We start from the raw sequence: 16,534 nt of genomic DNA on the forward strand, positions 1-16,534 counted from the left end.
GTATTTAATTTCAATGTCGCTCAGATTTATTTCTATTATTTTTTCTCTACCTTTAATATGTGCTGCTCTAAACTTAATAATGAATCTGTCAATATATTAAATAATTCCTCTAATTCATTTTCTGTGATAGTAAATGGGGGAGCTATTAAGAAAGCATCACCCTCTGAATAGTTAATCATATTTTTAACAGGATATATTAATAGTCCTTTTTCTAAAGCAATATCTACAATAATATCTGCAATATTAAGATTCCGTGGGAAAGGACTTCGTTTTTCTTTATTGGAGACTAATTCTACCCCCCAAAGTAAACCTATGCCTCTTACATCGCCAATAAATTCAAATCTATTCTTTAATTCATTTAGGTTTTTTCTTATAATTGCTTCGTTTTTACGAACATTTGTTATAAGATCGTTAGACTCAATATAGTTTAATACCCCTAATGAAATGGCAGCAGAACCTGGGTTTCCACTGTATGTGTGCCCATATACTGCTATTCCAGAACCAGCATGTATTGCATCATAAATTTTTTGATTAAACAAAACACCTGAAATTGGGGTATAGCCTGCACTCATCCCTTTACCAAGAGCAATAATATCTGGCTCAACATTCCAGTTGTTGATTCCAAACCACTCTCCAGTTCGACCTAAACCCGTCATCACTTCGTCACATATTAGCAGGATATCGTACTTATCACATATTTTTTTAACTATCTTAAAGTAGCTCTCAGATGGTGTAATCGCTCCACCTGATGCTCCTACAACAGGTTCCATGATAATCCCAGCAATATTCTCGCTTCCCATTTCTTTAATTACAGACTCTATAGCGGTTGCACATTCTAAATTACAAGTTTCAGGATCCTTAGAGAAAGGGCATCTATAACAGTATGGTGTTGGAATAGCTGGTTTATAAGTTAGAATATCTTCAAATTTTATTCTACGATCACTCCCCGACATCGAAAGGGCACCTAAAGTTACTCCATGATAACTAATCTTTCTTGATAATATTATGTTTTTTTTTGCTTTTCCAAGTTCTTGCCAATATTGAATAGCTAAACGTAATGCCGTTTCAGTTGCTTCTGATCCACTATTAGAAAAAAAGATATGATTGAGATTGGGGGAGAGTTGCGTAATTTTATTACCTAGCTCTTCTAAAGGCGAATTAGTAAATTGTGTTCTATATGTAAACGCAATTTTTGAGAGCTGATTGTATGCAATTTCTGCAATTTCTTTTACACCATGACCAATATTAGCCACTATCGCTCCAGAGCAGCCATCTAAATATTTCTTATTCTCTTGATCATATATGTAAACTCCTTTTCCATACTTTACAATAGGATATGATTTGGAAATATTCGGTTTTAAGACGGATGATTTTGAAAGGCTGAATGTACTCATTGAAATACGCTCCTCTATAGATATTAAATAATAAATTCACTTAAAAATGCCCTGAAAGATTTTTCTAAATCATAAGCTTTTTCTCTTGTCTCACCTATAATCATATATTCGATAGATTTGCTTTGATTTTCATCATTTAAAAGAACGACACCCTCTTTATTCTTTGAAGCTAATAAACTATTTACTTCAAGTTCTTTCAACAATTCACCAAATGTTTTGTTACCTATACTAACTTTATTTTGAGTCAAAATTGTGTAATTATCTCCATAATTATCTCCGTATAAATGATGAGCAACGACATGTACATGGGTAGAGCCGCCTGTACGTCCATTAATCTCGGAAATCATGATTTTTCCATCACTAGTTAAAATACCGTCAATATTTATCAATCCAATATACCCTCTTTGCATAACAACTTCAGTAAGTTTTGTACAATTAGAAATAAATTCACCTATAGCGTATGGTCTTAATGATACGGTTGGTATTTCAAATCCATTCCATACTGGCTCCATTCTCATATCTCCAAAATTCAACAAATAAGGTCTAAGGACACCTTCTTTAACTTCTAGTTCAGCATAGAACACTGAAAATGTTTCGTAATAAGCTTCAACTACTAATTTAGTATTTAATTCACCTATCAATTGCATCCAAATGCCTGAATATATTTCTTCTAATTCGGATTCTTGATTAATACATAATGTTTTGTATGCACCAGGTGATTCAGTTCTCTTATCATATGTAATGACAATGTTGCCTTGACCACTTGCATTCGTGTCTTGTTTTACAATTATTGACCCTGTTATATCAATAAGTTCTCTCATAGCCTGATTCAATTCTTTTGATGTATAACAATTTATTCCCTCTGGCACAGGAATATTATATGCTCCCGCAATTCTACGATATTCAATCTTACTATTTAAAACTTCTGATCCACCTTGTCGAAAATAATCCAAAGTATGAGATTTAATTTTAACTGGTAAGTTTTTTACTAATTGAGCCACAGACCTGTCAAAAAAATAAGGTATAACTTCCCAATCAGCTCCTCCCATTAGACCTAAGAGTTTTTCTTTTAATTTAGGGCTATTTAAAGTCTCATAAGTTAATAAATCTTTTTTATGTACACTTTCAGGTACTATTACATGTATGTCATCCAGTTGTAATCCTTTAATGGATAGTATATAAGTTAAAAAATCATTAGAGATTTCTCTAGGTATTAGTAAAATATCACCCTTTTCAAGTAACCAAGCTAAGCGATAAGAAAATGATGACCACATTGATCCAGCCTTTTCAGTTAATTTATCAGGCTCACCAACTAAAGATTCGGCCCCTACGTTACCAATAATAAGTTTTGGTGATTTATTTAAATTAGTAGGTATTTTTTGTGTATTTGAAGTGAAACTGATTTCCATTGTAGAACCTCCTTAATATTGTTTAATAAAATTAAATTGTTATCAATGCAAACAATACACCGAAACAAAACAGGTTTGATTTTTTTAATAAAAAGTAAATTTATAGTAAATGATAATATGTAGGACTGTTTATATAGAGTAATCTTGATAGACAGCTTTTTATGTTCGCATTTTTCACTAAAACGTTCTTTTTATTACACTGAACATAATTACCTACTACAACGGTAATAATCACCACCTTTCAAGCACTTGGGAATATAGAAAGATATTTATTAACCATCTATTTATTTTAGTGGTTAACAACTATCTTTTATTATGTTATCAACAGTTGTATAATAAAGTCAATCCTAAAAATTATGAGGTGAGTGGTATTGATTAATAATCAAATAGCTCCAGGAAGATTAGAGATCATTCGTGATTTCTTAAATACTTGGGAAATTCCCAATGATACTCGTAAACCAACTGATCGTTTGAATACCAAAAAAGATGTAGAGGATTTTATTTTTAAGTATTTTGGAGATATACATTTTTCTAGAGATTTAGAGATACTGCATCAATTTCGTAAGGATTTACGAATATCAATAGAGTTAAATACAACTAATAGTTTAAATAAATGGTTAACTCAGTACCCTATAGAAATATCTATTGTTAATCCTGAAAATATTCAATATAATCCTAAAAATAAACAAGACTTTTTTAGTGAGATATTGATAATTATCATCGAAAGTATTGCAAAAAATCAGTGGAAACGGCTTAAAGCCTGTCCAGACTGTCGTTGGGTTTTTTATGATAATTCTCGCAATGCAAGTAAACGTTGGTGTGGAATGTATGCATCTGAACCTAAAGGTAGATCATGTGGCACCATTGCAAAAGTTCAGCGGCACCGTAAAAAAAATAAAATTCAATTATGAGTATTTAATTTGTAAGAATGTCCATTGATAGATATATGGGCATTCTTTTTTATCTTTATCTTGTTAGTCAATAAACTTTATTTAATTCGAAATATATATATTCGTAAATATACATTTTTCATTATATGGAAATCACTTCGTTTTTAATATTGAGAAAAATTTATGAGATATGTACACAATTTTTTAATTTGAGAACTTTATTTTTAAAAATTTCTTAATAATACCTCTATGCTAATACTAAAATTAAAGTAGTTTTTTAGATACAGAACATGATATATGATAGGATTCTAATATTTTTCTTTATATTCAGAAAATTTTTGAAAAACGATAGTATCCTAAAAAAACTTGTTTAAATAAATTTACATTTGTGGTAAAAATTTTAATATAGCAAACCCAAAAGGCTAAATTGAAAACTAGATAGTGATTGGGATGTCGTTAACCTAATTAACTAGGCTATCAATATCTTTTTTTAACTATAATAGTGGATAGTTAGTTTTTTAAAAGTTATTTTGAAATAATTATATGATGTATTTGAAATCATACATTGTATTATTTTAGAGAAAAACATTAAATTCTTACTAATAATCTCGGTACATAATGGGACTACAGATGATTCACTTATCCTGTATTTCATTGAATTATTTATCCAGGTACACATGTATAAGAGGAAAATTTTGTGGAATTTAATAGTTAAAGTAATTAATGTGTGGTTTCACTAAAATTAAAAGCATTGGAGGGAAAAAATGTTACAGGAGATGGTTTATTCAATTGGGGAACGTATAGAAGAGTATGTACGGATAAGGGGTAACAAATATGCCATTATAGAATTTGAAAAAAACAATGAATATATTGTTGTTATTGAGTCCGATACAGTTATAAATTACTATATAGAAATTTATAACTGTATGAATATGAACATTCCCATCATTTCGTTCCAAACTGGACTTTACAAGACTTTTTACGATAGTGGAATTGTCCACCGTTCAGAAGCTAGTCCGCAACTACAGTCACTTGCTGCAGTAGTAGATTTACATTTAGGTACTGAACATTATTATGATTAACATAATGTTTTATTTAGCATAAAAAAAGAATTATAGTATGATACGGAATTAATATTCTGTATTTTAAAATAATAAATTATAAATAGAGAAGAGGAATTTTAATGGAATTTAATTGGAATAGTGTTCAGCAAGCAATGAAGACAAAATATACCCAGTTTAGTACAACATTAAATGAAAACGCAGCAGAATGTTATCAGAACAGATCGTTTGATTTTGAAACATGGAATCAAATTACTAAAGAAGGAATCTGGAAAATTCCCGTACCAGAAGAGTATGGAGGATTAGGAATGTCTTGGTGGGAATTTTCGGCAGCCCTTGAAGGGTTAGCATCACGCTCTACAGATTTAGGGTTTTTATTATCTATAATTGCTCATATTGGTTGCTTACGAGTTCTTCTTTTACATGGAACAGAAGAACAAAAACATTATTATTTAAATGAGTTGATGAACGGTAAGATTGGTGCAACTGCTATTACAGAATCAACAGGTGGATCCGATGTAGCACGAATCCGTACAGCTGGTGAATATGATGCAAACCAAATTATTCTTAATGGTAAAAAATCGCATATAACAAATGCACCAATCGCGGATATTGTTGTTCTAGTTGGAAGAATTCCAGAATTGGGGAAACAAGATATTACTTTATTTATCCTAGAAAAAGACCTGGAAGGGTTAAGTTTTGGTGAAAAAGAAGATATGTTCGGAAATCGGACAAGTCCAACAGGTGATATTTATTTAAATAACGTGAGTATCACGAATAAATCTATATTAGGTCACCCAGGGGATGGCTTACAAACTTTATATAATATGATTTCTTTGGATCGACTTTTATATGGACTGGTTGCTGCTGCATTTATGGAAGGATTGATGTTTAAAAGTTTGGAATATTCTAACGATAGGGTAGCGTTTAAAACTCCAATTGCAAATCATCAATATATACAACAGAAGCTAACAGATATAAAAATGAACATAGAAACTACAAAATTAATTACTTATTCTGCTTTAGAAAAATTAATAAAAAATGATGACGAGGCGTCTTTAATGTGTTCAATGGCTAAATATATTGGAACTGAGTCTCTTTTCCAGACAGCACAACATGTAATGCAAATACATGGTCATAGTGGGTATATGGTAGGTCAAATATCTAAACTATTCCAAGATTCTGCAGGAACTAGAATAGCAGGGGGAACTAGTGATATTCAAAGAGTTAATATGTTTAATCAAATGCAAAAAATATATCAAAATCGGGAGGCAGTTGTATGGAATTAATTGCGGGTTTAAAAAGTAAGTTTACCCATGAGATATCAGAAAATGAACTTGCTACCAATTGGAGGAATGATGTACCGGTATTAGCGACGCCAGTATTATTATGGCTGACTGAATTAAGCTGCATGAAAACAATTGAACAAAGCGAATTAAGCACAAACCAAATGACAGTAGGATATGCGCATGAGATGAAACATTTAGCTGCTACTCCAATGGGGCATACTATAAATATTGAAAGTGAGCTTGTAGAAGTAAGTGGAAAAAAGCTGATTTTTAAAGTTGTAGGTTATGATTTTCACGATAAGGTAGTAGAGGGATATCATACTCGTTTTATTATTGATAAGGAAAAATTCCTAAAGAATTTAGCACAGAAAGAATTGGTCAAATGAGGGAACATAAAGAAAAACTTCCTCTCCATATAAAAATTTTGATTGTATCAGCATTCCTAATGAATGCTGGTACTTTCATGGTGAGTCCTTTTTTAGTAGTTTATCTATCAATTAATCTTAAATTCACGCCAATAGAAGTTGGTACTATTATTTCAGCGAATCTGATTTGTGGTAGAGCACTTCCTATTGTAACAGGTCTATTAGGGGATAGAATTAGTCATCGACTCACCTTGTTTATTGGCATAGCGATTAGAGCATTTGGGTTTATTGGCTATGGACTATTTACAGATTTTTGGGGGCTTGTATTTGCATCTGCATTAACTGGGATAGGAGGGGCTTTTTATGATCCTTCTGTTACATCAATTTTTGCTACACAAGATTCAAAAAATAGAAAAAGAATTTTTACCTATTTAAATCAAGCATTAAATGCAGGTGCTGTTTTAGGTCCGTTATTTGCTGCCCTATTACTCGGAATAGATGCTACTACACCATTTATAATTAGTGGTTTAGTATTAGTTTGTATTTTTGTTACATTATTTATGTTTAATAAACATTTCATAACACAGACTACAACTACTAATGTATTAAAAAGTATAAAAGAAATTATAGGTAATAAAGCATATTTAAAATATATTTCTGCAATGATGTTATTTTGGGCGATGTTTGCACAATTAACAATATCGATCCCGATACATGTGTTTAATATTACCCAAAGTGAAAAGTATATTAGTTTTATATTTATTGCAAATGGAATAACGGGTCTAATATTCATGTTTTTCTTACGAAAATATTTTGAAAAACATGAAGCACTAAACTTAATAAAAATAGGGATGTTAATTTGTGCTGCTAGTTTTATATTAATCCCACTAACTCAATCCTTAGTGTGGCTAGTATTAATTATAGTTGTATTTACATTGGGAGAAACATTAATCTTACCAAGTTCAGATATGGCAGTTGCAGACTATAGTCAAGGAAACAATACTGGAGGGTATTTTGGATTGTTTGAAATTTCTTTTGCAGGAGGAACCCTAATCGGAAATTATATTGGAATGTGGCTTATGGAAATGAATTCTATTTATCCATGGATTATTTATTGTGGCATTACATGTTTTACTTGTTGGTTAATTAGTAGGCTAAATACGAAACAAAATGTCATTTCCTTAAACATGGAAAAAGAAACGGGGGTTTAATAAGTGGAAATATTAATGAAAAAAGATAATAATCTAGAACATCAAAAAAAAGCTAGTCGGAAAATTATTATTGGTAACGTAGATGGAGAATCCTTAGTGGGTGAAACAAAAAATCACACTCCATACATGTTAGCAAGTGCGTCTATAGTCGCAAATAGATTAAGTTGGTTTGTGGAAGAGGGTGATATTCTTTTACTTCCTTATTCTATTTCAAGAGAATTTCAAGAATATATGTGTAAACTTCTAAGGATTAATCCGGACAAGATTAGTATATTATCTCCACCTGATTCTGAGGAGGAGAAAACAAAATTACTAACATTTGATATATTAACAGATGAGAGATTATATGAAAAAGTAAGGGGATTAGCAGGAAGTAATGATTCCATAGGGATTTTACCATATTATTTTGACCGTGCAGTTGCACAATTTGCACAACATATGAATACAAACGTTTATCCACATACAGTTGAATTTCTATTACAAGGTGGGTCTGAAGTACTAAATAGTAAAGTAGAGTTTAGAAGAATTGCAGCTTCCCACAATATTCCTGTAGCAGAAGGGATGAATTGTTATTCTAAAAATGAGCTTCAAAAGGCCATTCTAGCCCTAATAACAAAAACAGGTTCTGTAATTGTAAAGCAAGATGTAAATGCAGGGGGAGATGGAAATATAGTTTTAACGAAAAACATTGATAAAAAGGAATCTAAAGGTGCCTTTGAAACAATTTATTACGATCCAAATATACCTATAGAAGAGACCGTTTCTTATTTATGGAGCAAACTAATAGGATTTCGCAACACAGCATTAGTAATAGAAGTATATTATGAAACGGTGGGAGTTTACTATTCAGAACTTGCCGTTTCAAGACAAAATTTACGACCTTTGTTGTTAAATTTTGGAGATATGAGAATGGAACCAGTATGGAATGGTTTTGAAATTCCTACTTCAAACATGGACCCATATACATTAGCAGAATTTATTTCAAGTTCTACTGCATTGGCAAATGTTGCTCGTGAACGTGGATATGAAGGTAATATTAATATTGATGGATTATTAACAGATGATGGGAAGCTAATGATTAGTGAAATTAATGGTAGAAATGGTGGATGCAGTCATATTCATTATTTAGCTCAAAAATTATACGGGGAAAATTACGCTAAAGATTACAAAATCCTTACCAGAAATAAAATTAAAGCTGGGAAAAGCCTTGCAAAATTATTGGATTTATTACAGCAGGATAATTTATTGGTAACGAAGGAGTATCAAGAGGGCGTAATTATTTTAACTGAGGATTTTGCAAGAACTGAAACTATTGAATATATGGTTGTGGGTAAAGGGGATATAAATGCAAAAAAAATAGAAGATAAGGCACTTCATCTATTCGAAAGCCTTAACAAGTAGGATTTTATTCAGAGATTATAATCAAAGGTAAGTGTTTGATAGAAAGTTATTATTGTGAAAATATTTTTTTGTTGAAAATAATGGTTATATCATTAGTAATTACTTCGTCTGTATTGATTTATTCTTTTACAGAGGTAACACATCAATTTTATTAAAATAGTTTAGATTATAGGAATGCTAAAAAAATAATATTAGGAGGGATAACAAATGAAAATTGGAATTATGGGTTGGGATCATGAAGAATACGAATCAAAACAACTAGATGAAATAGCAAAGGAATTGGGTTATGATAGTTTATTATTTAGTCTACAGGATGTCAAAATGACTGTAATAAATAATGATTTTAAATTAACAGTGTTTAATGTAGATTTAAAAGAATTTGACACTATTATATCAAGAGCGCAAATTAGGCCAGAATACTATCAACAGGATTTAGAATTATTGAAAAGCATTCAGGAGTATACAGATTGTATAAATGAGAATTTCGATAATTACTATATGTCGGAAAGTAAAATGATTACCCAAAAACTATTAACTAAATGTGGTGTGAATGTTCCAGATACTTTTCTAGTTCATTCAGTAGAAGAGATAAAAAATTTATGGCTGACATATAAAAATATAGTTATAAAGCCGTCATTTGGTTATGGTGGGACTGATGTAGAAAGAATTAATGAAGATTTTGAGAGTTATTTACCTATTGTAGAAAATTTATTATCAAAGTACAAAAACCTTTTAGTACAACAATATATTCCTCATCCTGATGGGGATATACGAGTTACTACAATGGGGAATGAAGTATTTTATGCATTTAGAAGAATTCCTAATGAAAAAACATGGAAAGCAAATGTGGCAATGGGAGCAAATATTGAAGTTGTAAAAGATTATACATTATTAAAAGAAATAGCTTTAAAAGCTTCTAATGCTATTGGTCTATCCTTATCTGGAGTAGATATTATTGAGTACAATAATCAATTTTATGTGTTTGAAGTAAACAATTGTCCAGGATGGTATCCTTTATCTGTTGAAGAGGGTAGAGAAATATGCAAGGAAATCATTGAATATAGTATTAACTTAGCAAAAGGTAGGTTGGTACTAAAATGATAAAAATAGCTGAAGATTTAACTTCATATTTCAAGGAAAACGAAGAAAATGCTATAAAATATCATAATAAAATTTTTTCAGAGATTATAGAAAAAAGACTTTTTTATTTTAATACACAAACACCTATTTTTTCAGTTCCAATTGTCCAAAAGAAAGAGGAATTAGAAAAGATAAATGTAGATTGTAAAACAATTTTGGATTTAATTGTATCGCTTAATCAACGTTTGTCCAAGGAAGACAACGCTCAATTATTTGATAAATTAGGGTACAGCGTAGAAGAAAGAGAGTTGATAGAAACAACACTTCATAATAATGATGGTATGTTAGCAAGAAGTGATATGATTTTAGAAAACAGTGGCTATAAAATTATAGAGTTTAATGTTGAAAGTAGTGTTGGTGGTACTGAAATTGGCAATTTGAACAACATGATATTAAAAGAGGGTTTTTTTGATTCTGATAATTGGAAATTTAAAGATCCAAACAAAGAAATAGTAAAAGTATTTAAAGATATAATAAATAAAAATAAACTAAATAAAAAACAAGTGACAATTGGGATAATGGATTGGTACCCTGACATGATGCAATATATATATGCTCATGAGGAAATGAAGCAATTATTTATAGCTGAAGGGTTAAAAGCCGTGATATGTCACCAAGAAAATATAGAAATTAGAGAAGGAAATTTATTTACTCAAGGCGAGAAAATTGATATTTTATTTCGACTTTTTTTATTAGATGATATCAAAGGCGATAAAGGGGAGATTAAGAGAATTTTAGAATTATGTCGTTTAGATAATCTAATAATCACCAATGGTATTCATACGGATTTATATAGCAATAAGGGTAATTTTGCTTATTTATCCGATTTAGAATATCAATATATGTTTAATGAGGAAGAAAAACAAGTTATAAATAGATGTATTCCTTGGTCTAGATTTCTTGAAAAAGATAAATTAGTTAATTATGAAGGTGAAGATTATTTACTGCATAATTTGCTTATAAATAAAAAAGATACCTTTGTCCTTAAACCCCTAAGAGGATATGGGGGAGATGGTGTTGTTATAGGAAAAGGAATGAATCAAAATGCATGGGAATTACAGCTAGCAAATATTTTTCAATCAAATAGAAAATACCTTGTTCAAGAAAGGGTAGAATCCCCAAAAATTTTAATGCCGTATGTTGAAGATGATAAGGTGTCATATTTAGATACTGAAATCAATTATGCAACTTATATTTTTAATAATGAGTATTCTGGAACATTAATACGAGGTATTTCAAAAGATAAAAATACTGTAAACAACATAGCACATGGAGGCTTAATGGGAAGCTTATTTTATATATAAAGGTAAGATTCGAATGATTTAAGATATACATCAATTAGGATCCCAAATTGAAGCAATAGAGTAAGTAAATGAAGAGGGATGATAATAAGATTGGTCACTTTACATTTGAAAAAGGAAAGGAAGATTTTCAAAGTGCCTACGATGAATCAATGGCACTTCTTCCAAAACCTAACGATACGAAAGATATAGAAAAGAAATATGGCACAATTTGTGCTTATTATTTTACTAAAGAGGAAAACAAACATAAGGAACCAATACTCTTACTCCCTGGACGTGGTGCATCTACTCCAATGTGGGTACCTAATTTAGAAGGTCTAAGAGAAAATGCATCTCACGCAATCAATGGTGAGTTCTCTAACGCAGTTAATGCTAGGATCCTTGATTTTGTAGAAAAGCATTCTAATGATAACTAAGTTGAAAGTGGAAAATATGTTGTAATAACAACTTCATCTCTATATAGCTATTTAGGGGATTTTTATTTTTGCACATGTTAAAATCTGAGCCTGATGGGTATGGAACATGCCCACAATGTATATTTTACTTCTTCTATTTTCATGAATATGTATAATTACATGAAATTTCAGTGAAAAAGAGAGTATACTTTCGTATTGTGTAATAAAGATAAAGTCTGCCTACGGAAATAGGCGGGCTTTTTTTACTTATAAAGAAAAGACAACCTTTAAGGTGTCTTCCTTCGATTTGAAACATTTTACTAAGTTAAGTTTTTGTGATAATAAACGCTTTTAATTGGAATGAACCTACGCAGTACATCACTTTATTTTTAAGCATCATTCTCAACAAAAGTGAATATTTTCATTATCCTTTTCACTACAAAGGGTAGTAATTTAGAAGCTAAAAATGCAAGTACGAAAGCAATTCCCCATGTTTTCATCCATGATTTGAGAAATAAAGCTGTATATCCAACATTCATTGAAACCATGACGAAAGAGATAATACTAGATATACCTAAAATCATAAAGATATTAAAAATTAATGGTTCGAATTTTTTATTGATTTTCAAAATTAACACCTATTTTCTATATATGCTTTGCTGCCCGATTTCACCAACATCTAATCTTACAGTTTGAAATCTAGGTTGTCCAGCTTGTTGTACTTTTCTGCAATAGGAACAATAGGTATATAACTAAAGCGTAAATAAACGTCTTCATAATATATCATTAATATTTCTGCTTTGGATGATAAGGAGCAGAACTCGATAGGCTGTATGAAGAGAGAAAGAATCCCCTTAAAGGAGATCCTTTTTACATTATTAAAAGAAATCCTTCATCATTTTAGCATCTTTAATATTCATTATCACACCTTCTACCTTATCTTTCTTCTCATCTTTAGTGATTGTAATTTGTTCCTTATTATCAACCCACACAAGAAATTCTTCTTTTGAGTCATCTTTATATGTAACGGTAATAGTAGAATGTGCAGATTCTCTCTTTTTTTGATCTAAAGTGATTGTTTTAGGTGTTCCATTTTGAACTGCTGAAACGATAGATTTTATCATTTCTTCGTTATCTGTTTGAGATTTGGAAGTAGTATGATTTGTTGTTTTTAGTATTTCAATATCTGAAATATTTGCGGAGTTTAATTGAAAGGTATGTTGAGTGCGTTCTTGCTTAACTTGTGAAGCTTTATCTGTAGCCGAGGTGCTTGTACAACCTATTAAAGTGAAAGATAGAGCGGTTAGAGCGCATATAGATATGGTTTTTTTCATAGTATCCCTCCTTAAGTTTAATTATAACAATTTTCTTTTATTTTAGGTGGTTATTGTAAGAAGAAGATGTTTTAAAGTGGTAAATGATGTTGTTCATTTTCTATTAAAATTAAAATTCACATAACTTTTTTCATATTTTATGTTTAACATTTCGAAAATAGGTGTACTACATATAATATAACAAATAATTCATTTTAAAGGAGGAAGTTAAAGATGGAAACGAAGTATAGTAAACCTTTTGTATATGAATTTATTACGGAGAAAGAGGTCATGAATGCGGCGAATGATCTAGTGAAGAAAGGAATAGACCAAAAAGATATTTACGTGTTAACACATGAGAAAGAGAGGACAGATAGAATCGCAGATAATGCAGACGTGAACACGATTGGAATAAAAGAGGAGGGACTTGGGACAAGTATTATTAATGTCTTTCATAAAACGGGAGATCAGCTAAGAAATAAGATGCAAGAGTTAGGACTTAATGAGGAAGAAGCTAACTTTTATGAAGAAAAGCTGGATGAAGGAAAAATCTTGTTATTCGTTAAAGATTTAGAAAGAGTCGGTGAATGGTTACAAGAAAGAAGATGCATGTATTCTATTTAAATTTGTATCCTGTAAATCTATAAATCTATTACGAAAAGGAGATTGTAAATATGAGTGAGAACGGACTAAAAGAACAAATTACAGGTAAAGTTGAAAAGAAAAAAGGACAAGTAAAAGAAGGAATTGGTGAAGTTACAGAAGATAGAGAGTTGAAAAATGAAGGGAAGTGGGAAAAAACGAAGGGAACGATAAAAGAAAAAGTCGGAAAAGTGAAACAAAAGATAAGCGATGAATTGGATAATAAAGAATAATATATGTTCATCAAGCTTTGGTTACATACTAAAGCTTGATGAATCCAATATAAAACGAATATAGGAGGTTTAATTGTGGGACTTATTATTACGTGTATTGTAGGTGGACTTATTGGTGCGTTAGCTGGAATGATTACAGGAAAAGACTTTCCGTTAGGTATAGTTGGTAACGTGATTGCCGGATTAATCGGATCTTGGGTAGGTAGTGCGTTATTTGGTCATTGGGGTCCTGAATGGGGAGGCATCTTTATTCTTCCGGCGTTATTAGGTGCAATCGTCTTTATTTTAATCGTTACATTCTTTTCTAGAATGCTACGGAAAGCGTAAGTATGGTAATGAATAGTAATCTTGGGTTTATTATATATAACTATAAAGTGAATAAACTGATAAATATACATAAAAAAGCATCCAATTAAACTAATTTGGATGCTTTTTTAATGTAATCTACATAGAAATGAGTGGAGGATGAAGAATCCCCACTCATTAAAATTACACTTTCTATTATGTATTAAGCCATCGTTACTTTTTTACAACTATTTATTCTTACGACCTGCCGTGGCTCTATATGAGATAAGTCCTCGTTATTACCTATATCAACTACAATTGTATTCGTTAGTATGTTAATAATGGAACCAACTAATTTTGTAGCATGATCGTGTCGATAAGAAAATTGAACGAAATCTCCCTTTTTAAAGTTGTGCTCTTCCATAGATAGATCCCCCTAAAAATAATGTTTATACATTATACATACACAAATTTATAAAGTTTAAACATTTGGTAGTATTTTTTTAGTATTAAGCTGAGAAAGGTGTAGAAAATTTATTTATAATTAAAATGAAAAAATATGTTTAAAACTAATTTTTAAGGGTAATTAAATAGTAGTAGTTTGAGATAAGGGGGCGGAAATGATGAATTTGGAAATAAATATTTTGCAAAATGATGTAGGTTATACGGTACAACTTAATGGTGAAATTGATGCATATACAGCATCAGATTTGAAAAATAAGATCATGCCTATTGCAAGTGAAAAAGAGGTTTATATTGTAGTAGATTTTCATAACGTAGATTATATGGATAGTACAGGCTTAGGAGTTTTTATAGCTTTATTAAAAGCAGTTAAGAGAAATGATGGGAAGCTAGAGTTTACTGGTGTGTCTAAAAGGCTAAAAAGATTATTTGATATTACAGGGCTAACAGAAATATTAAATTTGAATTCCGATTTTGAAAAAGTAGAAAGAAGGTGACTAGGGATGATGGAGAGATTTGAAAAGATAGAAATGAAAATTCCTGCAAAAGCAGAATATGTGGCTATTATTCGTTTAACAATGGCTGGTGTTGCGAATCGAATGGGTTTTGCTTATGACGATATAGAAGATATGAAAATTGCTATTAGTGAAGCATGTACAAACATTGTACAACATGCATATAAAGAAGACGTTGGAGAAATTACAATTGTCTTTGGCCTATATGAAGATCGATTAGAAATTATGGCCGCGGATAATGGAGTTAGCTTTGATTTTAATAGCTTAAAAAGTAAAGTTGGTCCGTATGATATTAATAAACCAGTAGAGTATTTGCCAGAAAATGGTTTAGGTTTATATTTAATCAATACGTTAATGGATGATATACAAATTATGCATGATGAGGGCATGACAGTTTTAATGACAAAATATATACAAAGAGAGCAGGTGGAGAATGATGGAAATCCAATCTCAACCTACAAATCTTACTAAAGAAGACGTTATTAAACTAATTGCAGACTTCCAACAAAACCAATGTGATGAAGCACAGGAAAGATTGGTTAATCACTATAAAAATCTCGTATATTCCATTGCATATCGCTATTCAAAAGGTGGGCCGATGCATGAAGATATTATACAAGTAGGAATGTTAGGGCTCTTAGGTGCAATAAGAAGGTATGATTATTCGATAGGGAATGCTTTTGAGCCGTTTGCAATACCTACAATAGTAGGCGAAATAAAGAAATATTTACGTGATAAAACTTGGGGTATTCACGTTCCAAGGCGAATTAAAGATTTAGGCGGGAAGATTAAACTTGCGATAGAGGAGCTAACAGATCGTTTGCAGCGTTCACCCAAGATTATAGAGATTGCAGATCATTTAGGACTATCCGAAGAGGAAGTGCTAGAAATTATGGATGCGAAAAATAATTATCGCGTATCTTCCTTAGATGATGTAGTTGAAAATTCATCTGATGGCAGTTCGGTAGCGAGGATTGAATCTGTAGGTGAAGTAGAGCAAGGATATGAAGAGACAGAAAGGCGTCTCGTTTTAAAGGATATTTTTAACGTATTAAATGAGACAGAAAAGAGTGTTATTCATTATATATTTGGAGAAAATTTAAATCAAAAAGATACAGGGGAACGGTTAGGTATTTCACAAATGCACGTTTCTCGTATTAAAAGACAAGCGATAAGTAAATTGAAGCAAGCAGCATTTTTAGATACATAAAAATTTAAAATCATTATG

19 protein-coding genes and 1 pseudogene are annotated in these 16,534 nt (G+C 30.8%); 15 read left to right on the top strand and 5 right to left on the bottom strand.

What is annotated here, in order from left to right:
• Positions 1 to 35 precede the first annotated feature (35 nt).
• A complete protein-coding gene (locus AXW78_RS04870) occupies positions 36 to 1,394 on the bottom strand; it encodes an aspartate aminotransferase family protein (protein WP_000102998.1) in 1,359 nt (452 codons plus the stop codon).
• A 23-nt stretch (positions 1,395 to 1,417) separates the two neighbouring features.
• Positions 1,418 to 2,803, bottom strand: a complete 1,386-nt coding sequence (locus AXW78_RS04875) for a preATP grasp domain-containing protein (protein ID WP_000406132.1) — start codon at positions 2,801 to 2,803, stop codon at positions 1,418 to 1,420.
• 371 nt (positions 2,804 to 3,174) lie between these two features.
• Between AXW78_RS04875 and AXW78_RS04880 the strand changes: the two genes are divergently transcribed.
• From AXW78_RS04880 to AXW78_RS04920, 9 genes and pseudogenes are all read left to right on the top strand, one after another.
• Entirely contained in the window at positions 3,175 to 3,714 is a 540-nt protein-coding gene (locus AXW78_RS04880) for a CGNR zinc finger domain-containing protein (RefSeq protein ID WP_000609507.1), read from the top strand.
• Positions 3,715 to 4,457: 743 nt separating this feature from the next.
• A complete protein-coding gene (locus tag AXW78_RS04885; RefSeq protein ID WP_000938787.1) occupies positions 4,458 to 4,775 on the top strand; it encodes a hypothetical protein in 318 nt (105 codons plus the stop codon).
• Positions 4,776 to 4,876: 101 nt separating this feature from the next.
• The gene (locus AXW78_RS04890; protein ID WP_000395615.1) at positions 4,877 to 6,043 is read left to right on the top strand and encodes an acyl-CoA dehydrogenase family protein; all 1,167 of its coding nucleotides are present in this window, start codon (positions 4,877 to 4,879) and stop codon (positions 6,041 to 6,043) included.
• Positions 6,034 to 6,429: a thioesterase family protein gene (locus AXW78_RS04895; RefSeq protein WP_000419007.1), complete on the top strand. Its 396-nt coding sequence runs from the start codon at positions 6,034 to 6,036 to the stop codon at positions 6,427 to 6,429. The genes AXW78_RS04890 and AXW78_RS04895 overlap by 10 nt, the downstream gene beginning before the upstream one ends.
• Entirely contained in the window at positions 6,426 to 7,619 is a 1,194-nt protein-coding gene (locus AXW78_RS04900) for an MDR family MFS transporter (protein WP_001206702.1), read from the top strand. Before AXW78_RS04895 ends, AXW78_RS04900 begins: the two co-directional genes overlap by 4 nt.
• Positions 7,620 to 7,622: 3 nt before the next feature.
• Positions 7,623 to 9,020: a preATP grasp domain-containing protein gene (locus tag AXW78_RS04905; protein ID WP_000404416.1), complete on the top strand. Its 1,398-nt coding sequence runs from the start codon at positions 7,623 to 7,625 to the stop codon at positions 9,018 to 9,020.
• Between the two features lie 207 nt (positions 9,021 to 9,227).
• Positions 9,228 to 10,121 carry an ATP-grasp domain-containing protein gene (locus tag AXW78_RS04910; protein WP_000689988.1) on the top strand — a complete coding sequence of 298 codons (894 nt, stop codon included), beginning with the start codon at positions 9,228 to 9,230 and terminating at the stop codon, positions 10,119 to 10,121.
• Positions 10,118 to 11,464: a hypothetical protein gene (locus tag AXW78_RS04915; RefSeq protein ID WP_000589954.1), complete on the top strand. Its 1,347-nt coding sequence runs from the start codon at positions 10,118 to 10,120 to the stop codon at positions 11,462 to 11,464. Before AXW78_RS04910 ends, AXW78_RS04915 begins: the two co-directional genes overlap by 4 nt.
• Positions 11,465 to 11,532: 68 nt before the next feature.
• Positions 11,533 to 11,787 (top strand): annotated as a pseudogene (locus tag AXW78_RS04920) (carboxylesterase); the annotation flags it as partial.
• Between the two features lie 458 nt (positions 11,788 to 12,245).
• On the opposite strand, the gene AXW78_RS04925 reads toward AXW78_RS04920, so the two are convergent.
• Positions 12,246 to 12,485, bottom strand: a complete 240-nt coding sequence (locus tag AXW78_RS04925; protein WP_000700225.1) for a DUF2798 domain-containing protein — start codon at positions 12,483 to 12,485, stop codon at positions 12,246 to 12,248.
• Positions 12,486 to 12,734: 249 nt separating this feature from the next.
• Positions 12,735 to 13,190 (bottom strand): hypothetical protein, encoded by a 456-nt coding sequence (locus AXW78_RS04930; protein WP_000751338.1) that lies wholly within the window; start codon positions 13,188 to 13,190, stop codon positions 12,735 to 12,737.
• A 213-nt stretch (positions 13,191 to 13,403) separates the two neighbouring features.
• Between AXW78_RS04930 and AXW78_RS04935 the strand changes: the two genes are divergently transcribed.
• The 3 genes from AXW78_RS04935 to AXW78_RS04945 all read left to right on the top strand — a co-directional run bounded on the left by AXW78_RS04935 (position 13,404) and on the right by AXW78_RS04945 (position 14,371).
• Positions 13,404 to 13,793: a YflT domain-containing protein gene (locus AXW78_RS04935; protein ID WP_000448805.1), complete on the top strand. Its 390-nt coding sequence runs from the start codon at positions 13,404 to 13,406 to the stop codon at positions 13,791 to 13,793.
• Positions 13,794 to 13,843: 50 nt separating this feature from the next.
• Entirely contained in the window at positions 13,844 to 14,044 is a 201-nt protein-coding gene (locus AXW78_RS04940; RefSeq protein WP_001293464.1) for a CsbD family protein, read from the top strand.
• Between the two features lie 75 nt (positions 14,045 to 14,119).
• On the top strand, positions 14,120 to 14,371 hold the full coding sequence (locus tag AXW78_RS04945; protein WP_000522902.1) for a GlsB/YeaQ/YmgE family stress response membrane protein: 252 nt from the start codon (positions 14,120 to 14,122) through the stop codon (positions 14,369 to 14,371).
• A gap of 181 nt (positions 14,372 to 14,552) precedes the next feature.
• Here the strand turns inward: AXW78_RS04945 and AXW78_RS04950 are convergent, their stop codons facing one another.
• Entirely contained in the window at positions 14,553 to 14,753 is a 201-nt protein-coding gene (locus tag AXW78_RS04950; RefSeq protein WP_000390997.1) for a hypothetical protein, read from the bottom strand.
• A 196-nt stretch (positions 14,754 to 14,949) separates the two neighbouring features.
• Between AXW78_RS04950 and rsbV the strand changes: the two genes are divergently transcribed.
• The 3 genes from rsbV to sigB are packed head-to-tail and all read left to right on the top strand — an operon-like array spanning position 14,950 to position 16,516.
• Positions 14,950 to 15,288 (top strand): anti sigma b factor antagonist RsbV, encoded by a 339-nt coding sequence (gene rsbV / locus AXW78_RS04955; protein WP_061883856.1) that lies wholly within the window; start codon positions 14,950 to 14,952, stop codon positions 15,286 to 15,288.
• Between the two features lie 6 nt (positions 15,289 to 15,294).
• Positions 15,295 to 15,777 (top strand): anti-sigma B factor RsbW, encoded by a 483-nt coding sequence (gene rsbW / locus AXW78_RS04960; protein WP_002163876.1) that lies wholly within the window; start codon positions 15,295 to 15,297, stop codon positions 15,775 to 15,777.
• Entirely contained in the window at positions 15,740 to 16,516 is a 777-nt protein-coding gene (sigB, locus tag AXW78_RS04965) for an RNA polymerase sigma factor SigB (protein ID WP_016117354.1), read from the top strand. Before rsbW ends, sigB begins: the two co-directional genes overlap by 38 nt.
• The last annotated feature ends 18 nt before the right edge of the window (positions 16,517 to 16,534 follow it).

The organism is Bacillus thuringiensis, assembly GCF_001595725.1.
In the GTDB taxonomy this organism is placed as follows: domain Bacteria; phylum Bacillota; class Bacilli; order Bacillales; family Bacillaceae_G; genus Bacillus_A; species Bacillus_A thuringiensis_K.